Origin of the sequence: Pseudarthrobacter sp. NIBRBAC000502770, from assembly GCF_006517815.1 — a bacterium.
GTDB lineage: Bacteria > Actinomycetota > Actinomycetes > Actinomycetales > Micrococcaceae > Arthrobacter > Arthrobacter niigatensis.
The window spans coordinates 1609879-1632763 of the sequence record NZ_CP041198.1 but is presented as its reverse complement, the minus strand read 5'-3'; the positions used below and the strand labels follow the sequence as shown (position 1 = coordinate 1632763).

The following is a 22885-nucleotide window of genomic DNA, read 5'->3' as shown; positions in this document are numbered from 1 at the left end:
GCTGCTATGCAGCAGCGTTACGTCGGCAACAGTGGATTGCGAGTCTCAGCCCTCTCCCTTGGCACCCGGTCCTGGGGTGGCGACACGGATGAGCAGGACGCCTCGGAGTTGCTGCGCACCTTCCTCGAGGCGGGCGGCCGGCACGTGGATACGGCGGCGTCATATGCGGGCGGCGGATCGGAGGCGATCCTTGGATCGCTGCTGGGCGATGTGGTGTCCCGCACGGAGGTTTCCATCTCCACGAAAGCGGGGATGACGACGCCGGATGGCCGTCGCGCGGTGGACACGTCACGCAATGCGATGCTCACCGGCCTGGACGCCAGCCTGGCAAGGCTGGGTACGGACTATGTGGACCTCTGGTTCGCCGAAGCCTGGGACGGCAACGTTCCCCTCGACGAAACCCTGGCGGCGTTGGAATTCGCAGTCCGCACCGGGCGGGCCAGGTACGCGGGAATCTCGAACTACAGGGGCTGGCAGGCCGCGAAGGCCGCGGCAACCAGCGTTGTGCCGCTGGTGGCTGTCCAGGCGGAGTACTCGTTCCTTGACCGGACGGCGGAAGCGGAACTGATGCCGGCCGCCGACGATGCCGGGCTCGGCCTGATGGCCTGGGCCCCCTGGGCCGTGGGGTACTCACGGGAAAGTACCGTGGCAGCATTCCCGCCGGTTCACGCGGCGCCTCCGTCAGCGAAGCCGCATACGTGGAGCCGTATCTGGAGGACAAGCCGTCGCGGATCGTGGATGCCGTGTGCATGGCTGCCAACGGGCTGGGCCGGACTCCGCAGGATGTCTCGCTGTCCTGGCTGCTCGCGCAGCAGGGAGTTGCCACGGCGATCGTTGGCGCCCGTACTCCGGTGCAGCTGAAGGAAATCCTCGATGCCCAGCTGGCGCCCCTGCCGCCGCAGATTGCGCGCGCGCTGGAGGATGTTTCCGCGGTGTCCTAGGGTTTGTTCCCGGATTTCCCTGATCCGGGGGCGCTGCTATTCCTCGACGATTTCGAGGTCCTCATCCTCGTCCACGTCGGCTTCATCGTCCTCGTCATCCTCGTCGTCGAAGACCTGCAGGGGCGTTACTTCGTTGTAGGCCTCGTAAAGGGCGTCCTCGTAAACTTCGAAAGCATCGGCAACTGCGAAAAACGCTGCCTCAACGGAGGGATCACCGTCCCCGCGGCGGTTCGATGCTGCTATAAGGTGTTCTTCCAAAGCGGTGGTCAGGGACGAAAGCGCGACACGCGGATCGATGCTCATGACTTCACGTTAGCCGGAAAAGGACGAAAATGGAGAGCAAATGAAGGAACAATTTCTCACCAGCTCGGTCCAGCGGGAGCGGGATTATTTGCGGCAGTACGAGTACCTCGTGCTGACCGTGGGCCCTGATGATTCCTTGCCGGAGGCGCGGCGCCGGCTCGTTGAACACTCCGAATACGGCAAGTGGGAACTGGAACGCAGCAAGCTCTACGTGGGCGGCGGCCGGCGGTTCTGGCTGCGGCGCCGGGTGATGCAGGTCCAAAGGACCGTTTAGCGACTCGCGGTCCAGGGGACCGTTCAGTCTTCGACCGGCCCCAGCCACGCGTTGGCCACGGTGTTATGGGCAGACTCGTCGTCCGAGGGGTGGAACATCCCGGCCAGCACGTCCCGGTAAAGCCGCTCCAGTTCGGAGCCCCTGAAGTAGCTCGATCCCCCGCTGATGCGGATGGCGAGGTCAACTACGCGCCGCGCCGTCTCGGTGGCGTTCACCTTCAGCCCCACCAGCTTGGGGAACCACTGGGCGCCATGGTCAGCCAGGGCGTCGACGTCGGCGGTGACGGTCTTGAGCTGGGGGTACAGGCTGTCCAGGGCCATGGCAGCCTCTGCCACCTTCCAGCGGATGTCAGGGTCCTGCGCGTAGCTGCGGCCGCCGTTCTTCAAGGAGGCGCGCCGTTTCACGGTTTCCACGCCGACTGCCAGGGCGCGTTCACCCAGGCCTGTATAGACGGCGGCAAGGAGGCTTTCGAAGCAGGCGAAGATGGCAAAGATCAGCGGGTCGGCGTTGGGGCCGACGGGCAGCTTGCGGAAGATGCGGCCGGCTGGAGCTTTTACGCCTTCCAGGACCGTGGTGGCGGACTGGCTGGCCCGCATGCCCAGGGTGTCCCAGTCGTCCAGGATCCGGTAGCCGGGAGTTTCCCTGGTGATGAACCCGTGGACCAGTTCACCGGCACCGTCCCGCGCGTCCGGGTCCTTGCCGAAGATGCCCAGGCGGGTCCAGGCCGGCGAGAGGCTGGTGAAGATCTTGGTTCCCGTGAAGGTGTAGCCCCCGTCTTCGTCCGGCACCGCCGTGGTCCGGGAGTCGAACAGGACCGAGTCGTTGCCGGCCTCTGAGTTGCCGAAGGCGAATACCTCTCCCTGCGCGGCTTCCTCGAGGACGAAGGCAAGTGAGTGGTCGCCCCGGGCCGCCAGGACGTGGGCGACGCCGGTCCAGACCAGGTGCATGTTGACGGCCAGCGCGGTGGCCGGTGCAGCCGTTGCCAGCCTGCGCTGGCACTGCGCCGCCGCTTCGAGCCCCAGCCCCTTGCCGCCGTCGGACGCTGGTACGAACAGCTTCAAGTACCCGGCCTTTGCCAACTCCTGCAGGTCCTCATGGAAGAAGGCGTTGTCGCGGTCATAGCCGGCGGCACGGCTGCGGATGCGCTCCAGGAGGTCATCCGGCAGCAGGTCCTCTGGAGTCATGGCCGGTTCCTCTCAGTAGTTGGTGAGCAGCGTGTCCAGCACCCGGGCACCGAACTTGAGGGAATCCGCGGGAACCCGCTCGTCCACCCCGTGGAACATGCCGGTGAAGTCCAGCTCGTCAGGCAGCATGAGGGGCGCGAAGCCGTAACCGGTGATGCCCAGGCGGCTGAGTGATTTGTTGTCGGTGCCACCGGAAAGCGTGTAGGGCAGCACCTTGGCGCCGGGATCCTCCTTGTGGAGCGCGTCGATCATGGAGTCCACCAGGTTGCCGGCGAAGGGGACCTCAAGCGAAACGTCGTTGTGGACGTAGCTGACGTCCACGCCGTTGCCGGCGAGTTCGCGCACGATCTCCAGGACCTGCTGTTCCTGGCCCGGGAGGGTGCGGCAGTCCACCAGGGCTTCGGCGGACTCGGGGATGACGTTGTGCTTGTAGCCACCCTTGAGGAGGGTGGGGTTCGTCGTGTTCTGCAGGGTGGCCCCGACGAATCTTGCCACCGTGCCGAGCTGGTCGAGCAGGAGGTCCGGATTGTCGGCGTCGAATTCCACGCCGGTGAGTTCCGTCACGCCGTCAAGGAACTGCCTGGTGGTGGGGGTGAGCTCGATGGGCCACTTGTACTCGCCGATCCTGGTCACAGCGGCGGCAAGCCGGGTAACCGCGTTGTCCTTGTTGATCTGCGAGCCGTGGCCGGCCCTGCCATGTGCCACCAGCCGAAGCCAGGAGATCCCCTTCTCGGCGGTTTGCAGCAGGTAGGTGCGCTGGCCCCCGATGGTGGCGGAGAAGCCGCCCACCTCCGAGATGGCCTCCGTGGCGCCCTCGAACAATTCGGGCCGGTTGTCCACAGCGTAGCGGGCGCCGTAAACCCCGCCGGCTTCCTCATCCGCGAAGAACGCGAAGATGATGTCACGCTTGGGCTTCCTGCCCTCCCTGGCAAATCCCCGCAGGACCGACAGGATCATGGCGTCCATGTCCTTCATGTCGACGGCGCCGCGTCCCCAGATGAGGCCGTCCTTCAGTTCCGCACCGAACGGGTCAACGGACCACTGGTCCCGGAGTGCGGGAACGACGTCCAGGTGTCCGTGTACCACCAGCGCACTGGCCGAGGGGTCCTCCCCTGCCATCCTGGTGACAACGTTCGCCCGGCCAGGGGCAGACTCGAAGATCTCCGCATCCAGGCCCACTTCCTCGATAAGCCCCGCCGCGTACTCGGCCGCCGCCCGCTCCCCAGGCCCCGACCCGTCGCCGTAGTTGGAGGTGTCGATCCGGATGAGTTCCTGGCAGATCCGGACAACTTCATCCTCGGGCAGGACGTCAGGCATTGGTGGCTCCTTGGTAGGGAATGACTGGGTGGCACGAGCTGAATCGCTGCCTTCAGCCTACCTACTTGGCCCGATTCGTTGTTCCCGGAAAGTTCGTGTTAGAGTTTTTCTCGCTGCTTCGGAGAGGCGCGAAACGCTGAAAGGCGGAATCGCTTTCCGAAATACCACCTGCGCGGGTGGCGGAATGGCAGACGCGCTAGCTTGAGGTGCTAGTCCTCGAAAGGGGGTGGGGGTTCAAGTCCCCCTCCGCGCACAAAAAGGGAAAACCCCGGAACATCATCGATGTGCCGGGGTTTTTTCGCGTATCCGATCAATGCCTCCGTTATGGAGCCTGGCATTCGGTTAGGGCTCAGGATGCGATTGTCAATGGTTTCGCGGGAGCCGCGCACGAGGTCCTGCTAAAACCTTGAGCATGCGGCACCCGGTTATTCGTTCCGGTGTCATCACACCAATCCACGCCGAACGGGTAGGCCTCCACAGTGGCAACGCCCGGCGCCGCGTGCGGAGGGACTTCAAACTGGAAAACGAATCCGCCGGCGTCATTCATCGGCGACGTCGTACTCAGGACGTTTTGCCCGGCGGCGTCCGTGACGGTGATGTGAATCCGGGCGTTGTTTCCGTACCGGGGATTGCAGCCGGCGTCGGCTGCGCGGACGGTGACTGGGTCTCCGGGGCCCGCAACGCCGGGGCTCACCTCATAGGCGGGAGGAAAACAGGGCGGCTCTCCTTGCCATGTCCCGGCACAGGCGGACAAACAGCTTGCGAACAAGACGCAGCCTGTGGCCGCCGTGACAACTCTCTTCCCCGGCGGCCTTGCCCAAAAAGCCTGGAACCCCATGGGCCAAGTATGTTCAGCGTCGCAGGTCCTGAGCCCAGGTTATGGACTTTTGCCGCCAAATCGTTGCTCAGCTGCCCAGTGGCAGCCGATGCGGCATTCCCGGGAGCACTCAGGCCAGGCGTGCCTTCACCATCTCGCTGACGGCCTTGCCGTCGAACCGGCCGCCGATTTTGGGCGTCACGGATTTCATGACGGCACCCATGGAGCGCATGGTCAGCACAATACCGTCCGCCCCCAGTTCCTCAATGACCCCATCCACGATCGCTTCGGCTTCCGCCCGGGTCAAGGCTTTCGGAAGGTACGTCTCGATGACCTCTGCTTCGGCGATCTCCGCCTGGGCGCGGTCGTCATGACCCGCCGCCGAGTAGGTGGCGGCCGTGTCCCGGCGCTTGGCAGCCTCCTTCTGCAGCAGCGCGGTGACCTGGAGATCGTCGAGTTCCACCGGGGTCTTGCCCGACTTCTCCCGCGTTTCGATCTCTCCGAGGACATTGCGCACGGTAGTAAGGGCAACCCGGTTGCCCGCCTTCATGTGGACGACGACGTCGCCTTTCAACTGTTCCTTCAACGACATGGCGTGCCTCGTTCTTCTCTGGTGGAAAGCGTTCCGGGACAAGCCTATTCCCGCGTGCGGCACGAGTAATGCGGTGTCCCCGGCTGGTTCCACCCGCGGGAAAGACACCCCGGAGCGGCCGTAGGCTAGTTTGGAAGCCGCAGCGGCCTGGGTCTCCGGGCCCCGAAAGGAGCACCGAGTGGACAGCACCGTTGGCAAGTGGTTCCTGAGCGGCGCTGAGCGGGGAAACCCTGCCTCGGGGATCCACGCGGGCGGCTCAGGCTCGGCGTCCTGGTCGGAAGGCAACCTGGTGGAGCCCCTGGTGCACGGGGAGGCCTACTTTGCCAGGCTGTATGCGGAGCTCTCGGACTTGAAGGCTGGAGACCGGGTTTGGTTCACCGACTGGCGCGGCGACAGCGATGAGCAGTTGGAGCCGGGCGGCACCACGATCGGCGGGCTGCTCGCGGGACTGGCCCGGTCCGGCGTGGAAGTCAGGGGCCTCGTCTGGAGATCCCACGGCGAGCGGATATCGGCCCCCATCAGCGGCCGGTCCAACGAACTCCTCAGCCGCCAGATCAATAACGCCGGCGGCGAGGCGCTGCTGGACCAGCGGGTCCGCGTCTTCGGGTCGCACCACCAGAAACTGGTGGTCATCCGTCGTCGTGACGATCCTTCCCGCGACGTCGCCTTCGTGGGCGGGATTGACCTGTCACACAGCCGCCGGGACAACGCCGCCCACCTGGGAGACCCACAGGCGGTGAAGATGGACTCCCGCTACGGGCCGACGCCCCCGTGGCACGACGCCGCTCTCGAGCTTCGGGGGCCGGTGGTTGCCGATGTGCTGGCTATTTTTGCGGAACGCTGGAACGATCCCCACCCGTTGGACCGCCGCACCCCTTACCGGATGCTGCTGCAGCGCCTGGCCCGCATGCCAAGGCACCCCAGACCATTGCCGGAAGCGGCTCCGCCCCCGCCGGATGCCGGACCGCACGCCGTGCAGCTGCTCCGCACCTACGGCGTGAAGCGCCCACCTTTCCCGTTCGCGCCTCACGGAGAGCGGAGCATCGCGCGGGCCTACGCAAAGGCTTTCGCCCAGGCGCGTTCGCTCATTTACATCGAAGACCAGTACCTGTGGTCAACAGAGGTCGCCGCGGGCATCGCAGAGGCGCTGGAGCGCAACCAGGCGCTGCAGGTCATCATCGTGGTGCCGCGCTACCCCGACTCGGACGGGTTCCTTGGCGGCCCGCCCCGGCGTTTGGGGCAACAGCGTGCCATCAGCATGCTTCGCCGGGCGGCACCCGACCGGGTGGGGGTGTTCGACCTGGAGAATAATGACGGGACACCGATCTACGTCCACGCGAAGATCTGCATCATCGACGACACGTGGTTCACCTGCGGATCTGACAACTTCAACCGCCGGTCCTGGACCACCGACAGCGAGCTCACCTGCGCAGTGATCGACACCGCCGCTGCGGCTGACGCCGATGGCAGCGCCGGTGGCCGAACGCCCCAGCCACTCCCGCGGAAGTTGCGGCTCCAGCTCTGGGCGGAACATCTGGGCATGGACCAGGACGACCCCCTGCTGACCACCGGCGGCGGGGAAATTGATCTTTGGAACAGGATGGCCGGCGCCCTGGAAAAGTGGCACGGGACCGGCCGATCTGGGCCGCGGCCGCCAGGCCAGGTACGGCACCACTCCCCCGAACCGGTCCGGGCCATCCACCGTATCTGGGCTGATCCGATTTACCGGCTGATCGTTGATCCGGACGGCCGGCCCCGGCCGCTTCGTGGCACGTCCAGGTTCTAGGCGGACAGTGAGTAGGCGGGGACTTGAAAAAAGGTTCCTAAGCATGCTTATGATATTCACAGCCGAATGCGAACGGCTGCCAACCAGAGGAGGAAACACCATGGGACTGGGCGACAAGATTGAGAACGCCGCTGAAAAGGCCGGCGGTAAGGGCAAGGAAGCAGCCGGAGCTGCCACGGGCGATGAAAGCCTGCGGGCCGAAGGCCAGGCAGATCAGGCAAAAGGTGATCTGAAGCAGGCCGGCGAAAAGGTCAAGGACGCCTTCAAGCACTGACAGGCAGTCATGGAAAAAGCGCACTCAGCGAACGGGGTGCGCTTTTTTCATGCGCCCCCAGCACGTTCGGTAGGTTGGGGCATTAAGGGCAACGGCAACCGGGTTGGGAGTAGATGTGAAGGCAATCAGTTACGAAGAAACAGGGCCCTCATCCGTGCTGAAGCTACGGGACAGGCCACTGCCGGTCCCGGGGCCCGGAGAAGTCCGCGTCCGGGTGGTGGTGTCCGGCGTCAACCCCACCGACTGGAAGTCGCGGTCCGGGAACGGAAGCAAGAAGCTGGATGCCCCCAAAGTTCCAAACCAGGACGGAGCCGGAGTCATCGATGCGCTGGGTCCCGGGGTGACCGGCCTTTCCGTGGGCGGCCGAGTCTGGCTGTGGGACGTCGCCTGGGGCAGCAATGAAGGCACAGCCCAGGAATACGTTGTGGTGCCCGGCAATAAAGCAGTGCCCCTTCCCGATACCGAATCCTTCGATACCGGCGCTTCGTTGGGAATCCCGGCGTTGACGGCGCACCGGGCCCTGACATCGAACGAGGACGGCCCGGCGAGGCTCTCAGCCGGTGCCCTCGCAGGACGAACCGTCCTGGTCACGGGAGGGGCCGGAGCCGTAGGCCACGCGGCCATCCAACTCGCGCGCTGGGCCGGGGCCACCGTGATCACTACCGTCAGCGGGGAGCAAAAGGCTGAACTTGCCCGCCGTGCCGGTGCCGGCACCATCATCAACTACCGGACCGGGGACGTCGTTGGCGCCGTCCACCAGGTGGCCGCAAACGGCGTCGACATGATTGTGGACGTCAATGCACCCGCGAACGTCACAACGGACCTGGACGTCATCAAACCCGGGCGGAACGATCTCCATTTACGCGGCGAACCCCGGAGAATCACTCACTGTTCCAATCCGCGAAAGCATGGCAAGGAACGTCCGCTACCAGTTCATCCTCACCTACACCGTCACCGACGAGCAGAAACGTCAAGCCGTTGCCGCCGTCGGCGAGGCCCTGGCGGCAGGCGCGCTGCGGGTGGGGGAAGAGTACGGACTGCCCCTGACACGGTTCCCGCTCGACCAGACCCCGGCAGCCCATGACGCCGTGGAACAGGAGACAGTCGGAAAAGTGCTGATCGACGTCGCACCGGCCCCCTGACGCCCTACCGTGCCAGCCTGTCCCTGGCTGCATGCTCAACCAGGACCGGCACGAAGGCGCGGACCCTGCCCGTATCCAGGAGGCTGTGCTCCTGCTGCACCACATCTTCGATGTATTCCCTGGACAGGGCTGGAAACTTCGCGGCAAGCCTGTCCACCACGTCGCCAAGCGCCCGCAACTCTTCGCTTACTCCCATCGGGAAAGTGTCGGGGATCCGGCCAGACCCGTCAAGACCTCGCGAAGAGAGCGCCGGGGCGTGCAGCGTGGTTCACTGCCCTGCCCGTCACTGCCATGAGCGCACGACGGCGAGCGCCGGGAGCCGCGTTCGGCCCGGGTGCTCCCCGCCTTTCCACCTCCGGAGCGCCGCCGATGTCAGTGTGGATGAAGCCGCCGGGTCCGTGGGTGCCGGTTACGTCCGGGGCTATGGGCCGCCGCTGCCGCCGGACGGTACTCAATCCGGTGCTTATCGGCCCTGACGTTGCGGCGTTCCTGCCGCCGCGCCTTTCTTTCCGGCCGGTCGATGGCGGACAGGATGGTAAGCGTTAGGGCAATCCAGAGGAGCGCCGCTCCCAACACCAAAGCGATTTCCAGCTCAGTGCTCATACACAGAATTTTAGGCTCATTGGGCTCGTTCCACCCCCTTGCGGACCCACATGGCGGACGCTGAAACCCACAGTGTTTCAGACCAAGCCCAGTGCTTTGACAGCCGCCATGACATCGGAGGCCTGGACAGCCAGGAGGGCTGGATCCGGCCGCGCCGCGAAAGTGTCCCCGCGCCGCAGTTCGGCCCGGGTGAGGACGATATGGGGTCCCGGTGGCGGCCCCCAAATCTCCGGTGGGGCCGGGCCAAAGAGCACCACGGACGGTGTGCCGTACGCTGATGCCAGGTGCGCGGCGCCGGTGTCGGCAGAAACCACCAGGCGGGCAGCAGCAATGGTCGCAGCGAACTCCCCCAGGCCCAACACCCCGGCCAGCACAGCGGTACCAGGGATTCCTGCGAGGCGGCACACTTCGTCGGCCCGGTCTCTCTCGGAACTGCCGCCGGTGAAGACTACCTGGTGTCCGGCTTCCGTCAGTGCGGTCGCCACCGCCGCAAACCGCTCCGCAGGCCAAAGCCTGCTGCCGTACGCTGCCCCAACGTGCAGGACAGTGGCACCGGGGACCGGACTGGGGACCTGGGGCGTGTCCAACTGCACGTCCAACGGATCGGCGTCTATCCCATGCCATTCAAGGAGGCGCACCCAGCGTTCGCGTTCGTGCAGTTCCGGCCGCCAGTGCGGCCCGTTCCGGTGCGCACTTCGATGTCCCAGGGTCCGCCGGGCCTTCAGCGCCTCTATCCGCCCCTGGCTCTCCGGGCCGCTGCCGTGAAGGTTGACGGCGACGTCCACCACGCCCGGTGGCAGCGCCAGGGGCTCGTCCAGCCCGTGCGTGGGCAGCAGTTCATAGCCGCCCACCAGGCCCAGGGCCTCGGACAACCACCCCTGCGCGGCGTACCGGAGTCGGTGCCCGGGAAAGGCCTGCCGCAGGCCTTTTAACGCCGGCACGGCCACCAGCAGGTCGCCGAGCTTCAAAGCGCGCAGGACCAGGAGCTCCGGCCTTCCGTCTGCCGGCTCGTGAACAACGGCTTCGTGTGGCGCATCCATGCCCGTCACGCATCCTGCTTTGCGAACTTGCCGGCCGCGAGGCTCCAGACGTCCCCGTAGACGTCACTGACGGCAACTCCGGCCACCAGTGAGTCGTCGTGGACACACCGCGCTGCGGTCCAGCCGACCTGGGTGACATCGACACCACACGCTGGACAAGCCGTCACCCATGAGGCGTGGACACGGTGGAGGCTCCGCCCCAGCGCTCCGGCATTGATCACGTTGCCCACCCAGAAAATGCCGACTGTGGGCACGCCCAGCGCCTGTGCAAGGTGCCTGGGCCCGCTGTCGTTTGCCACCACGACGTCGGCGCCCGCCAGCAACGCCACAAGCCCTGCCATATCCAGGGCGCCGGCCAGGGAACTGACCGCTGTTGAAGCGGCACTGTCCGCAATCTCCGCCGCCAGGCCCTGTTCGCTGCCGTCCCCGATAAGGACGACCCGCGAACCATCGGCTGCGCAGGCGGCAGCAAGCTCAGCAAACTTTGCGGCAGGCCAACGACGGCGGGGATCGGTGGCGCCCGGATGGATCACCACGAGTGGCTGGGCGCCGTCGCCGGGGCGCGGCGGGAAGGATGCCTGCCCGGCGGGGGCCAGGCGGGCTTCAAGGTCGACGGGGAACGCGCCCGCGAAACCGGCCACTTCCAGGGCCCGGACGGGTTCGTGCTGGTAGTAGAGGTAGGGGACGCTGCGCTCAAGCAGGGCGGCGTCGGCCGTCCGCGTTCCTACAGTATGGCTGGCTCCCAGCCGCAGCAGGAAGGGATTCGAGAACCGTCCGCCCCCATGGAGCTGGACAGCCAGATCGAAGGCGCGCCCGCGCATGCCGGCAAAGAACCGGTCCAGCTCGCCGGCATCTTCCTCCCCGGGCCGGACTCCTTCGGCAAAGGGCAGGACAACCACCTCATCGACGGGGCTTTCCACCGCCCCGAGAACCGCCTCATGGATTGGGGTGCCCAGCAGTGTCAGGTGTGCTGCAGGGTAGGCCGCCTTTAACGCAGCCATCGCGGGAATCGCGAACATCAGATCCCCCAGGCCGCCTCCGCGCAGGACCGCAATCCGGGACACGGCGTCGAACTTCTCCAGCACCGGGCCTACCCCCACACCGATTTGTCCGGCACCGCCAAGCCCTGCAGTGAGTTGCTCCAAGAACTGCCCCTTCCGTCCCGGGGAGGGAAACGCATGGCCGTCCCTCCCCTGCCCACGCAGCCGGATGCCGGTTTGAGTACCCGCGGCCGCTCCTATGAACCTGTACCCAACCGGCAACGGATCTACGCTTCCTGTTGGGGAATACCGGGTTCATGCTGTACGTTTCATACCCGACAGCCCAACTAAGAAAAGAGAAGCACCCAAAGTGGCAACCGATTACGATGAACTGCGTTCCGACGTCAAGGAATCGCAGGACAACTCACTCGAGCAGCTCCAGTCAGCGAATGCTCCGGACGCCCGCAGCGTTGTGCAGGAGTTGGACGAGGCTGACGGGCTGGACGGCGCCGGAGTTCCTGGCGGCGAATTCGTCGCTGAGGAACTCGTGGTCCAGGTCATCCCCCAGGCTGAGGACGAATTCACCTGCTACTCCTGCTTCCTGGTCCGCCACCGGTCCCAGATCGCCCGGCAAAAAGACGGACACAGCTACTGCACGGAGTGCGAAGGTTAGTCAGAAGGTTTTACCGGGGCAGCAACGCCCGGCCCCGCAAGAAGGGCACGCCGCACCAGGCGTGCCTTTCGGCTTTAAGCAATGGCAGGTTCCTGCCCGCGTCCAGCTTGGGTGCGTAGCGTGGGGCGCAGGACTTACGACGGCGACACGGCAGCCAGGAGGCACTATTGGACAGCCCTGCCAGTTTCTGGAACACCTTCAGCGCGGCATTCACCCACACGAACGTACCCAACATCACATGGGCTGAGCTGCTGCTGTCGCTGGCAGCCGCCGTCGTGCTGTCCATCCCCAGGCGCAGCTGGCGATATTTCGGCCTCCTGGCCACCGCCACCCACGAACTGGGCCACGCATTCGCTGCCCTTACGTCAGGCCAGCGGCTCTCCGGCATCCGTCTTCGCCTTGACCACTCCGGAACCACCACTGCGTACAGCAGGAGCAGGCTGGCCGCTGCCTGGTCCTGCTTTTGGGGATATCCGGTACCAGCGCTGGCGGGAGCCGCATTTGTTTGGTCCGGGCTCAACGGATGGGGACCGGCCGCCGTGGCAGCCAGCGCATTGGTGTTGACTGCCTCGCTCCTCTTCCTTCGCAACCTTGCAGGTTTCGCGATCACGGGGGCCGCGATCGCCGCGACCGGTGCCCTCACCTTCCTCGCGCCGCCCACCGCCGTCGGCCATGCCGCCGTCATCTTCGGCCTGGCACTCCTCGTGGCCGCCGTCCGGGACCTGGTCAAGCTCACCCAGGTGCACCTCCGCCATCGCGACCGTCTCAACACCTCGGACGCGTACCTCCTGTACCGGGCCACCTCCGTTCCGTCCGGCATCTGGATTGCCCTGTTCACGCTCCTCGTGGCCGGTTCCTGGCTGGTGGCGTGGCAGCCCATCGTGGAAATCCTCCGGCAGGGCGCGTAGGGCGTGAAGCCGGCGCATAGGCTGGTGTCATGAGCCAGGAAACGGAAAGCACACCAGCAGACACCGCCGACGCGCACAGCACCCGCGGAGCCTACGTGACAGGCGGGGCGGAATTCACCCGGGACACCAACTACATTGAGGACCGCATCACCAGGAATGCCACGCCCGGCAGCAACGGTGAACCGGGCTGGCCGGTGGAAGCCGGGCGCTACCGCCTCATTGCCGCAAGGGCCTGTCCATGGGCCAACCGCACCGTCATCGTCCGCAGGCTGTTGGGGCTGGAGGAGGCCATTTCCCTTGGCCAGCCTGGACCCACCCACGATGCACGTTCCTGGACCTTCGACCTGGACCCGGGTGGAGTGGATCCGGTCCTGGGAATCGAGCGCCTGCAGGACGCCTACTTCAAGCGGTTCCCCGGCTATCCCCGCGGAATCACCGTTCCCGCCATCGTCGACGTGCGCAGCGGTGAAGTGGTGACCAACAATTTCCCCCAGATCACCCTTGATTTCTCGACCGAGTGGACAGAGTTCCACCGCCCGGGCGCCCCACAGCTCTACCCCGCGCATCTCCGCGAAGAGATCGACCAGGTAAACAGGCGCGTCTTCACCGAGGTCAACAACGGCGTCTACCGCTGCGGCTTCGCCGGATCACAGGAGGCCTACGACTCGGCGTACCAGCGTTTGTGGACCGCGCTGGACTGGCTCGAGGACCGCCTCTCGCGGCAGCGCTACATGGTGGGTGAAACCATTACCGAGGCAGATGTCAGGCTGTTCACCACGTTGGCCAGGTTCGATCCCGTCTACCACGGACATTTCAAATGCAACCGGCAAAAGCTGAGCGAAATGCCCAACCTGTGGGGGTATGCGCGGGACCTGTTCCAGACGCCGGGGTTCGGGGACACCATCGACTTCGTGCAGATCAAGCGGCATTACTACATCGTCCATGAGGACATCAATCCCACTGGGATTGTTCCTGCCGGCCCGGATCTTGCCGGTTGGTTGACGGAACACGGCCGGGAGGCGCTGGGTGGACGCCCGTTTGGCGATGGCACCCCACCAGGGCCTGTGCGCCCCGGGGAGGAAGTCGCCACCGGACACGGCGCCTCCCGCTGACCTATCCGCGGACGGAAATCGCTTTCCTCCTACACTGGAAGGCATGCAGACTTCTCTGGGTTTCGTGGCGCCGGGGTACGAGGGTGTCCTGGCGCTGTTTGAGTCCTTCCTCGCGGAGGACTCCCGCTACAGCGCGCAGTTGGCCGCCTACCGGAACGGGGTGCAGGTGGTGCGCCTGACCGGCGGCCCGGATATGGCCCCTGATACGTTGACCGGCGCCTACTCCTGCTCTAAAGGCGTCGCCGCACTGGTCATCGCCCTGCTGGTCCAGGACGGTGTCCTGGACCTTGACCGGACCATGGCCCATTACTGGCCGGAGTTTGCGGTCCACGGAAAGGACCGGTTGCTCGTCCGGGAGGCGTTGTCGCACCAGGCGGGGCTGTTGGGGGTCGAGGGCGGTTTTGCCCTGGACGAGTTCACCACCTCCGGGGCCGCCGCCCGGCTGGCCGCTGCGGCTCCCGCCTGGGAACCTGGCCGCCAGTTCGGCTACCATGCCCTCACCATTGGCATCCTGATGGAAGAGCTGTGCCGGCGGACCACGGGCGAGGCCCTGCAGGACATCTACGAACGGAGAATCCGGAAGCCGCAGGCGGTGGATTTCTTTCTGGGCCTGCCGGACTGCCAGGAGGACAGGTACCGGGACGTGCTGTATGAAGCAGACCCGGCCGAAGCGTGGCTGGATCCGCTTAGCCTCGACGGCCTGAACAGCAACGCCCCGGTGAGTACCATCATGGAACTGCCCAATATCCGTTCCGTGCGTGCCGCGGGCATGTCCGCCGCGGCTGGAGTGGGCTCCGCCGAGGGGCTGGCGCGCCTGTACGCAGCGGCCACCACCGGTGTCGGAGGCGCAGGGCCGTTCCTCTCCCGCGGGACCATCACGGCCATGACGAGGGAACAGGTCTGGGGCCTGGACCGGTCCTCCGGCCTGGACAATGCCTTCGCCGTCGTGTTCATGAAACCCCACCCCTCGCGGAACTTCGGGAGCCACCGGGCCTTCGGCCACGAGGGAGCGAACGCTGCCCTGGGCTTCGCCGATCCCTCGTACGGGCTGGGCTTCGGCTACATCCCCCGGCGCGCGGAAGAGGGCCGCACCCCGGGCCGCGCCCACAGGCTGGCCGCTGAGGTAAGGCGCTCAGCAGCAGGTTTGTCCTGAGGCACCCCCGGCCCTACTGTTGTCCGGATGGGCAATACTCAGGCACGGCCGGACGCACGGTGGGCTCGGGGGACCCGACTTCTTAGACAATCAGTGGCGGGGCTTTCTGCTGCCTTCGCCGCACAGCGGCTGCAACTGGCAGGGAAGGCTGCCATAGCCGCGGGGCTGGCATTCGCCATCGCGCCCCTCATGCCTGGCGCCGCCTCGCACTACGCGTACTACGCACCGCTGGGCGCCCTGGTGGCCATGTACCGCAATGTCGCCGGGTCCATGAAGCAGGGGGCGCAGGCCCTGGCGGGCCTGGCGATGGGAATCGGTCTTGCCTTCGTCCTGGTAAGCATCGGCGAACCCTCGCCGCTGACGGTCGCCGTGTTCATGGGGGTCGGCGTCCTGCTGGGCGGCTTGCCGGGCATCGGCTCAGGCAGTGACTGGATTCCCACGGCGGCGCTCCTGGTCCTGCTGGTGGGCGGCAGCAATGCCGAAGATTTCTCCTACGGCTACCTTGTGCAAATGGCGGCGGGCGTGGTGGTCGGGATCGCGGTGAATTTCCTGATCTTTCCTCCGCTGCACCTCAACGCCGCCGCATCCAGCCTTGCCGACCTGCGGCTCGCCCTTGGCCGGCAGCTGACGGACATGGGCGCAGCCCTGAAGGAAAAATGGCCCCCTGAGCACGAGGACTGGTCGCGCAGGTCGGACGAACTGGCGGAAGCGGCACGTTCAGTGCGTCATTTGGTCAAGGAAGCGGACGCCAGCCGGCGCGCCAATCCCCGGCGGAAGCTGCACCCGCGGGACATGGACCGCGACTACCGGGACCTGCGGAACCTCGAACGGGTCACCTTCCACATCCAGGACATGACGGATGTGCTGTCCGATGTGATCTGGGAGGACGATGTGCCCTACGAGATTCCGCTGCATGACAATGAACCGCTGGCAGACGCCATCACCGCCACCGGGGAACTGGTGTCCACAGACTCCGATGGTGACGTCCAGGAGTGGAAGGACCGCTACGACGCTGCCAGCGCGGCGGTGGAAGCCTGCATGGCTGCCACCGCCCACAGGCCGACAGAACAGGGAGCGGTCCCTGCCTCAGAATCTGTCCTCCTCAGCCTCCACCGGATCCTGCGGGCCATCCGGCGGGAGGACCAGGCAGGACCTGGCCGGAAATAGCGGGCCTGGTCCCTACAGTGCCGAAACCGTCCCGCTGAAATGGCGCCGCCCGGAGCGTGGACTCCAGGCGACGAAGCTGGACTGTTTCCATGCCCCGGAACCTGTCTGTTCGGTGCCGATCTCCAGGGCCACCCGGGATGGCAGGAAGACCGGGGCTTCGAATTCCACGTCCCACGTGAATGAGTCACCCCGGGCGGGCCCCACATCTGCGAGCGCGCGGGACGCGAGGTACATGCCGTGCGCTATCGATCGCCGCATACCGAGGGCCTTGGCCGAGAGCACGCTGAGGTGGATGGGGTTGAAGTCCCCCGAGACAGCCGCATAGGCACGGCCCGTATCCACGCCCAGCAGCCACAGCGCCGTGGGGTCCGGTGCCGTGAAGTCAGGCCTGGGAGGGATGGCTGTGGGTTTGTCGATCCCCGGCAGGAAGACGCCCTTGGCCAGGTATGTCGAAACTCCGCGCCAATGGACCTCGCCGGAGCCGGCGCGCCGCACTTCCGCCACGACGTCCACCTGTGTCCCTGCACGGTGGCCGCGGAGGTTTTCCACCCGGGCGGCCATGTCAAGGATGTCGGTGAACAACAGCGGTGATCTTTGCTCAACGCTGTTGCGCAGGTGGATCATCCCCAGCAGTGGCAACGGGAAGTCGTCCCGGTTCATGACGCTCATGGCCAAAGGGAAGGCGATGGCGTGGATGAAGCCGGCGGGCAGGACGTCACTGGCCGTCTCGCCGATCAGGTGCTGGTAGGCCGTAAGGTTTTCCACCCCGACCGTGACGCCCTTGACTTCGTGGCTCTCCGCCGGGAGGACTACGGAGTCATGCGTTCCCAGGAGCCTGCGCCTTGCGGCCTGCGCGGCGGCGTTGACATAAAGCTTGGACAGCGAGGGCATTTCGGCCAGGACCACCGGTTGCTGGACGGTCATGCCCCCACCAGGTTTTGCCCGCATACCCGCAGCACCTCCCCGTTGATCCCGCCCGCGGCATCGCTGGCCAGGAAGGCGATGGTCTCGGCGACGTCGGACGGCAGTCCGCCCTGCTGCAGCGAGTTCAGCCGGCGCGCCACCTCCCGGACGGCGAAGGGAATGCGGGCCGTCATTTCCGTTTCGATGAAGCCGGGAGCCACGGCATTGATGGTGCCGCCGCGGGACGCGAGCAGCGGGGCTGTGGCCCGCACCATCCCCATGACCCCTCCCTTGGACGCGGCGTAGTTGGTTTGTCCCCGGTTTCCGGCGATGCCGCTGGTGGAGGCCACTGAAACAATGCGCGGTGACTGCCGGAAGTGTTCGGAGGCCAGCAGGGCTTCGTTGATACGGAGCTGCGCGGCGATGTTGATGTTGATCACCGGGTTCCACCGGGCCTGGTCCATGTTGACCAACAGCTTGTCCCGCGTAACGCCTGCGTTGTGCACCACGATGTCCAGCCGCCCGTGCCGTTGAACGGCGTGGTCGATGATCCGCTGGCCGGCGTCGGCACCGGTGATGTCCAGCTGGAGCGCCGTGGCCCGCACCTCGTTGGCCACCGCGGCCAGTTGGTCCCCTGCGGCAGGAATATCAACCAGGACCAGGGTGGCGCCATCGCGGTGCAGCGTCCTGGCAATCTGGGCTCCGATGCCCCGGGCGGCTCCGGTGACGACGGCGACCTTGCCTGCCAAAGGCCGTTCCGGATCAGCGGGCAGGCTGCCGTCCTCCGATGAGACGGTCAGGAACTGTCCGTCCACGAATGACGACCGGCCGGAGAGGAAGAACCGCAGGGCGCCCAGGGCACTGGAACTGGTGGCGGTGGTGCCATCGGCCAGAACCACGCCGTTGCCGGTTGCGCCGGCCCGCAGTTCCTTGGCCAGGGACCGCAGGAAGCCATCCACCCCCTGCCGGGCTGCCGCAGCTTCGGGTGTGGACGCTTCCGACGCCGGGCGCGAAAGCGTGATGACCCGCCCGCCGGCGCGCAGGTCACGGAGGGAGCCTGCCGCCGCCAGCACGGGCTTTTCAAGGTCCGCCGGGTGCTCCAGCTCGTCCAGGACCAGGATGATGGCGCCCAGCTTTTCGGCGGGAACAGCATGCCGCCGGATGTCGAGGTCCCAGGACAGCAGTTCCCCGGCGAGCTTGTCCGCCCCCGGAGTGTTTCCCAGGACCACGACCGGTCCGGTGACCAATGGCTGGCCGGGCTGGTACCGGCGCAGGACCGCAGGTTGCGGAAGGCCAAGTTTCTTTGCCAGGCTGCGGCCCATGCCGCTGTTGACCAGTTGGGTGTATGTATCTGCCATGGCCGGCCCCTACAGAGATTCCAGGATGGCGACGACGCCCTGGCCGCCGGCAGCGCATACGGAGACCAGGCCCCGGGCCGGCTTCCCGGTGGCAGCTGACTTGGCATGGAGCATCTTGGCCAGCGTGCCGACGATGCGGCCACCGGTGGCGGCAAATGGGTGGCCTGCTGCGAGCGAGGACCCGTTGACGTTGAGGCGGGAACGGTCGACGCGGCCGAACGCACCGTCGAGGCCCAGGCGCGTGCGTCCGAACTCGTCGTCCTCCCATGCTGCCAGCGTGCTGAGCACTGTTGCGGCAAACGCTTCATGGATCTCGAAGAAATCGAAGTCGGCCAGCGTCAGCCCCTGCCGGGCCAGGAGCCTGGGCACTGCGAATACGGGCGCCATCAGCAGCCCGTCCTTGCCGTGGACGAAATCGACGGCGGCAGCCTCGGCGTCGACCACGGCTGCCAGCTTGGGCAGGTCGCGGGCATCTGCCCATTCATCCGACGCCAGCAGCACCGTGGACGCACCGTCCGTCAGCGGGGTGGAATTGCCCGCCGTCATGGTGGCATCGGCGCCAAGGCTGCGGCCGAAGACCGGCTTGAGGGATGCCAGTTTCTCCAGCGACGTGTCCGCCCGCAGGTTCCCGTCACGCGTCAGTCCCCGGTACGGGGTCATCAGGTCGTCAAAGAACCCGGAGTCGTAGGCGGCGGCCAGGTTGTGGTGGCTGTTCAGTGCCAGCTCGTCCTGCGCTTCCCGGGAGATCTTCCACTGCGCGGTGGTCAGGGCCTGGTGCTCGCCCATGGACAGGCCGGTACGCGGCTCCGCTGTGCCCGGGGCCAAAGGCGCCAGGTCCTTGGGACGGAGCCGGCTGAGGATCTGGAGCCGCTGGGGAAGGGTTTTGGCCCGGTGGAGGTCCAGTACAACCTCGCGGAGCCCTTCACTGACCACCACGGGTGCGTCGGAGGCCGAATCCACGCCGCCGGCGATGGCCGAATCGATTTGCCCGAGCTTGATCTTGTTCGCCAGGCCCGCCACGGTCTCCAGGCCCGTGGCACACGCCTGCTGGAGGTCGTACACGGGCGTTTCCGCCGAGAGTGCCGATCCCAGCACTGCCTCCCGGGTGAGGTTGAAGTCACGGGAGTGCTTCAGGACCGCACCCGCCGCCACCTGCCCGATCCGTTCGTCCTGGAGCCCGAACCGCGCGATCAGGCCGTCGAGGGCCGCCGTCAGCATGTCCTGGTTGGATGACTTCGCGTAGGCTCCGCCTGCGCGGGCAAACGGGATCCTGTTGCCGCCAACGATCACCGCCCTGCGCGTTGCCGGAACGGCAGGCAGCGCGGATCCGCGTGCGGGGATGGACTGTCCTTCTGTGGACATGGAGGGCTCCTCTGGTCACAAGTGGTTACCGATACCCAGCGTACCTGATACGCTGGGTATCGTGAACCTCCAGGACACGCACTCCCCCTTGACCATCGAACTGCCGTCGCCGGCCAGCCCCGACGGGCGTTCGTCGCGCTGGCAGAGCCACCGGGAGGAGCGGCGCAGGGAACTCATCAAGCAGGCACGGCGCGCGGTGCATGCCCTCGGCAGTGATGCCTCAATGGAGGACATCGCCACGGCAGCCGGGACATCGAAGTCCGTCTTCTACAGGTACTTCGGAGACAAGGCCGGGCTGCAGCAGGCCGTGGGCGAGGTAGTCCTCAGCCAGATGCAGCACCGCATCCAGGAGGCCGCGCAAAGTGCACTCACGCCCCGGGAGGGCCTGCTCGCGATGGTCTCGGCTTATCTCCAGATGGCCGCCACCAGCCCCAACGTCTATACCTTCGTCACCAGCTATGCCCCGGCTGATGCCGCCAACCCTCCGCACCCCGCCGCAGCCGGTGGACCGCTGGGGCCCTTCTTCGACGCCATCGCGGACATGATCGCCACTCCCATGCGGTCACACCTGGCGGACGTCAAGGAAACCGTCATCGGTTACTGGCCCAAGGCGGCGATCGGCCTGGTCCGGAACGCCGGCGAACAATGGCTCAGCACCCCGGACTCCCCCACCAAACCAGACCAGGAGACCATGGCCCGCCAGATCACCGCATGGCTGTGCGTGGGCATCGTCCCCGAACTCACCCCCGCTTCACCGACCACCAAGTTATCCGCCAAAGAAGGACTGTGACATGACTGACGTAGTGGACCGCCCCGCGCGCAAGGGCCTCCGCCCCGCCGCAACCCCTGCCGCCAAGCCCTCGGACGAAAGCCCCGCGCCCGCCGTCGACATCGAGGCGCTGGGCAGGCAACTCCTGGGCAAATGGGCCGATGTCAGGCTCCAGGCACGGGACCTGGCCGGCCGGCCCGAACTGCACAAGATCGAGGGCCTGACGCACACCGAACACCGCGCCCGCGTCTTCGGACAACTCAAGTACCTCGTGGACAATGAAGCCGTGCACCGCGCCTTCCCCTCGGAGCTGGGGGGATCCGACGACCATGGCGGCAACATCGCCGGCTTCGAGGAACTGGTGGTGGCGGACCCGTCCCTGCAGATCAAGGCCGGGGTCCAGTGGGGACTCTTCGGATCCGCCGTGATGCACCTGGGGACCGCAGAACACCACACCAAGTGGCTGCCCGGAATCATGAGCCTGGAAATCCCCGGTTGCTTCGCCATGACGGAGACCGGCCACGGCTCGGATGTGGCCAGTATCGCCACCACCGCAACCTACGATCCCGGCACCGAAGAGTTCATCATCAACACCCCGTTCCGCGCCGCCTGGAAGGACTACATCGGCAACGCGGCCAACGACGGCCTCGGCGCCGTCGTGTTCGCCCAGCTGGTCACTCGCGGCGTGAACCATGGCGTCCACGCCTTCTACGTGGACCTCCGGGATCCGGACACCAAGGAATTCCTGCCCGGAATCGGCGGGGAGGACGACGGCGTCAAGGGCGGACTGAACGGCATCGACAACGGCCGGCTGCACTTCGACAACGTCCGCGTCCCCCGGACCAACCTCCTGAACCGGTACGGCAACGTCGACGCGGACGGAACCTACACCTCCCCCATCGCCAGCCCCGGCCGGCGCTTCTTCACCATGCTGGGCACCCTGGTCCAGGGCCGCGTATCCCTGGACGGCGCCGCCGTGGCCGCCTCCAAGGTCGCGCTGAAAGCCGCCATCCAGTACGCCACCGAACGCCGCCAGTTCAACGCTTCCTCGCACACGGAGGAAGAAGTGCTGCTCGACTACCAGCGGCACCAGCGGCGCCTGTTCACCCGCCTGGCCACCACCTACGCGGCCGGCTTTGCGCACGAGCAGCTATTGCAGAAGTTCGACGACGTCTTCTCCGGCGCCCACGACACCGACGCAGACCGCCAGGACCTGGAAACCCTGGCCGCAGCGCTGAAGCCCCTCAGCACCTGGCACGCCCTGGACACCCTCCAGGAATGCCGCGAAGCCTGCGGCGGTGCCGGCTTCCTTATCGAAAACAGGTTCGCCTCGCTGCGCGCCGACCTGGACGTATATGTCACCTTCGAGGGAGACAACACCGTACTGCTCCAGTTGGTGGCCAAGCGCCTGCTGGCCGACTACGCCAAGGAGTTCAGGAATGTGGACTTCGGCGTGCTGGCCCGGTACGTAGTGAACCAGGCCGCCGGCGCCGCTGTGCACCGCACTGGCCTGCGCCAGGTGGCCCAGTTCATGGCGGACACGGGGTCGGTCCAGAAGGCCGCGATCGCGCTCCGCGACGAGGAAGGCCAGCGCGCCCTGCTCACGGATCGGGTACAGACCATGGTGGCTGAGGCCGGCGCTGCCTTGAAGGGCAGCAAGCGCCTGCCGCAGGACCAAGGCGCTGCATTGTTCAACCGGCACCAGAATGAACTCATCGACGCCGCCCAGGCGCACGCTGAACTGCTGCAGTGGGAGGCGTTCACGGAGGCTCTCCGGGAGGTGGAAGATCCGGGAACCAGGACGGTGCTCACCTGGCTGCGTGACCTCTTTGGCTTGTCCCTGATTGAGAAGAACCTGTCCTGGTACCTCATGAACGGCAGGCTCTCCATGCAGCGTGCCCGCACGGTGGGCGGTTACATCAACAGGCTGGTGGAAAAGATCCGCCCACATGCCCTCGATCTGGTGGAGGCCTTCGGGTACGGCGGGGAGCACGTCCGGGCGGCCATCGCCACGGGCGCCGAAATGAGCCGCCAGGACGAGGCGCGTGCGCACTTCCGCAGCGAGCGGGCCAGCGGGCAGGCTCCGGTGGACGAGAAAGTCCTGATCGCCAGGACCACCGGCCGGAAGGCCTGATCCCGGCGGACACCACGAACAAGGCAAACAACGACGGCGCCGCTCCCCTGGCAAAGGGGAGCGGCGCCGTCGTTGTGCCTACTGCCGGGACGC

General features: G+C 66.3%; 21 protein-coding genes, 1 tRNA gene and 2 pseudogenes. 13 read left to right on the top strand and 11 right to left on the bottom strand.

Annotation, left to right across the window (positions count from 1 at the left end; all coding sequences use genetic code 11):
* Nucleotides 1-6: 6 nt before the first annotated feature.
* Nucleotides 7-863: pseudogene (locus NIBR502770_RS07870) on the top strand (aldo/keto reductase); the annotation flags it as partial.
* Nucleotides 864-977: 114 nt separating this feature from the next.
* Here the strand turns inward: NIBR502770_RS07870 and NIBR502770_RS07865 are convergent.
* Complete coding sequence (locus NIBR502770_RS07865; RefSeq protein ID WP_141181590.1) at nucleotides 978-1244, bottom strand: hypothetical protein; 267 nt, start codon at nucleotides 1242-1244, stop codon at nucleotides 978-980.
* Between the two features lie 40 nt (nucleotides 1245-1284).
* Here NIBR502770_RS07865 and NIBR502770_RS07860 point away from each other — a divergent pair, with 40 nt between their 5' ends.
* On the top strand, nucleotides 1285-1518 hold the full coding sequence (locus NIBR502770_RS07860) for a DUF5703 family protein (RefSeq protein WP_141181589.1): 234 nt from the start codon (nucleotides 1285-1287) through the stop codon (nucleotides 1516-1518).
* A 23-nt stretch (nucleotides 1519-1541) separates the two neighbouring features.
* Here the strand turns inward: NIBR502770_RS07860 and NIBR502770_RS07855 are convergent, their stop codons facing one another.
* Both NIBR502770_RS07855 and NIBR502770_RS07850 read right to left on the bottom strand, forming a co-directional pair.
* Nucleotides 1542-2702, bottom strand: a complete 1161-nt coding sequence (locus NIBR502770_RS07855) for an acyl-CoA dehydrogenase family protein (RefSeq protein ID WP_141181588.1) — start codon at nucleotides 2700-2702, stop codon at nucleotides 1542-1544.
* 12 nt (nucleotides 2703-2714) lie between these two features.
* A complete protein-coding gene (locus NIBR502770_RS07850; RefSeq protein ID WP_141181587.1) occupies nucleotides 2715-4019 on the bottom strand; it encodes a M20/M25/M40 family metallo-hydrolase in 1305 nt (434 codons plus the stop codon).
* A 170-nt stretch (nucleotides 4020-4189) separates the two neighbouring features.
* Between NIBR502770_RS07850 and NIBR502770_RS07845 the strand changes: the two genes are divergently transcribed.
* Nucleotides 4190-4272 (top strand) — tRNA-Leu (locus NIBR502770_RS07845).
* Nucleotides 4273-4966: 694 nt separating this feature from the next.
* Here the strand turns inward: NIBR502770_RS07845 and NIBR502770_RS07835 are convergent.
* Nucleotides 4967-5428, bottom strand: a complete 462-nt coding sequence (locus tag NIBR502770_RS07835) for a GatB/YqeY domain-containing protein (RefSeq protein ID WP_141181586.1) — start codon at nucleotides 5426-5428, stop codon at nucleotides 4967-4969.
* Between the two features lie 178 nt (nucleotides 5429-5606).
* On the opposite strand from NIBR502770_RS07835, the gene NIBR502770_RS07830 reads away from it, so the two are divergent.
* The 3 genes and pseudogenes from NIBR502770_RS07830 (at nucleotide 5607) to NIBR502770_RS07820 (ending at nucleotide 8630) form a co-directional block, all read left to right on the top strand.
* Nucleotides 5607-7214: a phospholipase D-like domain-containing protein gene (locus tag NIBR502770_RS07830; protein ID WP_141181585.1), complete on the top strand. Its 1608-nt coding sequence runs from the start codon at nucleotides 5607-5609 to the stop codon at nucleotides 7212-7214.
* Between the two features lie 100 nt (nucleotides 7215-7314).
* The gene (locus tag NIBR502770_RS07825; protein ID WP_141160443.1) at nucleotides 7315-7488 is read left to right on the top strand and encodes a CsbD family protein; all 174 of its coding nucleotides are present in this window, start codon (nucleotides 7315-7317) and stop codon (nucleotides 7486-7488) included.
* Between the two features lie 115 nt (nucleotides 7489-7603).
* A pseudogene (locus NIBR502770_RS07820) lies at nucleotides 7604-8630 on the top strand (NADPH:quinone reductase).
* A 4-nt stretch (nucleotides 8631-8634) separates the two neighbouring features.
* Here the strand turns inward: NIBR502770_RS07820 and NIBR502770_RS07815 are convergent.
* The 4 genes from NIBR502770_RS07815 to NIBR502770_RS07800 form a co-directional block, all read right to left on the bottom strand.
* Nucleotides 8635-8826 (bottom strand): three-helix bundle dimerization domain-containing protein, encoded by a 192-nt coding sequence (locus tag NIBR502770_RS07815; RefSeq protein WP_141160444.1) that lies wholly within the window; start codon nucleotides 8824-8826, stop codon nucleotides 8635-8637.
* Nucleotides 8827-9002: 176 nt separating this feature from the next.
* On the bottom strand, nucleotides 9003-9233 hold the full coding sequence (locus NIBR502770_RS07810) for a hypothetical protein (protein ID WP_141160445.1): 231 nt from the start codon (nucleotides 9231-9233) through the stop codon (nucleotides 9003-9005).
* A gap of 77 nt (nucleotides 9234-9310) precedes the next feature.
* Nucleotides 9311-10273: a glycosyltransferase family 9 protein gene (locus NIBR502770_RS07805; protein WP_141181584.1), complete on the bottom strand. Its 963-nt coding sequence runs from the start codon at nucleotides 10271-10273 to the stop codon at nucleotides 9311-9313.
* A gap of 5 nt (nucleotides 10274-10278) precedes the next feature.
* Nucleotides 10279-11418, bottom strand: a complete 1140-nt coding sequence (locus tag NIBR502770_RS07800) for a glycosyltransferase family 9 protein (protein WP_141181583.1) — start codon at nucleotides 11416-11418, stop codon at nucleotides 10279-10281.
* Between the two features lie 205 nt (nucleotides 11419-11623).
* On the opposite strand from NIBR502770_RS07800, the gene NIBR502770_RS07795 reads away from it, so the two are divergent.
* From NIBR502770_RS07795 to NIBR502770_RS07775, 5 genes are all read left to right on the top strand, one after another.
* Nucleotides 11624-11926 (top strand): DUF4193 domain-containing protein, encoded by a 303-nt coding sequence (locus NIBR502770_RS07795; RefSeq protein WP_018761323.1) that lies wholly within the window; start codon nucleotides 11624-11626, stop codon nucleotides 11924-11926.
* A gap of 167 nt (nucleotides 11927-12093) precedes the next feature.
* Nucleotides 12094-12834, top strand: coding sequence for a M50 family metallopeptidase (locus tag NIBR502770_RS07790; protein ID WP_141181582.1), 741 nt, complete (start codon nucleotides 12094-12096; stop codon nucleotides 12832-12834).
* Between the two features lie 29 nt (nucleotides 12835-12863).
* A complete protein-coding gene (locus tag NIBR502770_RS07785) occupies nucleotides 12864-13946 on the top strand; it encodes a glutathione S-transferase family protein (RefSeq protein ID WP_141181581.1) in 1083 nt (360 codons plus the stop codon).
* A gap of 43 nt (nucleotides 13947-13989) precedes the next feature.
* Nucleotides 13990-15099, top strand: a complete 1110-nt coding sequence (locus NIBR502770_RS07780; RefSeq protein WP_141181580.1) for a serine hydrolase domain-containing protein — start codon at nucleotides 13990-13992, stop codon at nucleotides 15097-15099.
* A gap of 93 nt (nucleotides 15100-15192) precedes the next feature.
* A complete protein-coding gene (locus tag NIBR502770_RS07775) occupies nucleotides 15193-16266 on the top strand; it encodes an aromatic acid exporter family protein (protein ID WP_141181579.1) in 1074 nt (357 codons plus the stop codon).
* Nucleotides 16267-16278: 12 nt separating this feature from the next.
* Here NIBR502770_RS07775 and NIBR502770_RS07770 read toward each other — a convergent pair whose 3' ends face one another.
* The 3 genes from NIBR502770_RS07770 to NIBR502770_RS07760 are packed head-to-tail and all read right to left on the bottom strand — an operon-like array spanning nucleotide 16279 to nucleotide 19889.
* Nucleotides 16279-17190 carry a MaoC/PaaZ C-terminal domain-containing protein gene (locus tag NIBR502770_RS07770; RefSeq protein WP_141160453.1) on the bottom strand — a complete coding sequence of 304 codons (912 nt, stop codon included), beginning with the start codon at nucleotides 17188-17190 and terminating at the stop codon, nucleotides 16279-16281.
* Nucleotides 17187-18527 (bottom strand): 3-oxoacyl-ACP reductase, encoded by a 1341-nt coding sequence (locus NIBR502770_RS07765; RefSeq protein ID WP_141181578.1) that lies wholly within the window; start codon nucleotides 18525-18527, stop codon nucleotides 17187-17189. The genes NIBR502770_RS07770 and NIBR502770_RS07765 overlap by 4 nt, the downstream gene beginning before the upstream one ends.
* Before the next feature lie 9 nt (nucleotides 18528-18536).
* Nucleotides 18537-19889 (bottom strand): acetyl-CoA C-acetyltransferase, encoded by a 1353-nt coding sequence (locus tag NIBR502770_RS07760; RefSeq protein WP_141181577.1) that lies wholly within the window; start codon nucleotides 19887-19889, stop codon nucleotides 18537-18539.
* Between the two features lie 61 nt (nucleotides 19890-19950).
* Here NIBR502770_RS07760 and NIBR502770_RS07755 point away from each other — a divergent pair, with 61 nt between their 5' ends.
* Both NIBR502770_RS07755 and NIBR502770_RS07750 read left to right on the top strand, forming a co-directional pair.
* Nucleotides 19951-20679, top strand: coding sequence for a TetR/AcrR family transcriptional regulator (locus NIBR502770_RS07755; RefSeq protein WP_246857445.1), 729 nt, complete (start codon nucleotides 19951-19953; stop codon nucleotides 20677-20679).
* A 1-nt stretch (nucleotide 20680) separates the two neighbouring features.
* The gene (locus NIBR502770_RS07750) at nucleotides 20681-22792 is read left to right on the top strand and encodes an acyl-CoA dehydrogenase (protein WP_141181575.1); all 2112 of its coding nucleotides are present in this window, start codon (nucleotides 20681-20683) and stop codon (nucleotides 22790-22792) included.
* The last annotated feature ends 93 nt before the right edge of the window (nucleotides 22793-22885 follow it).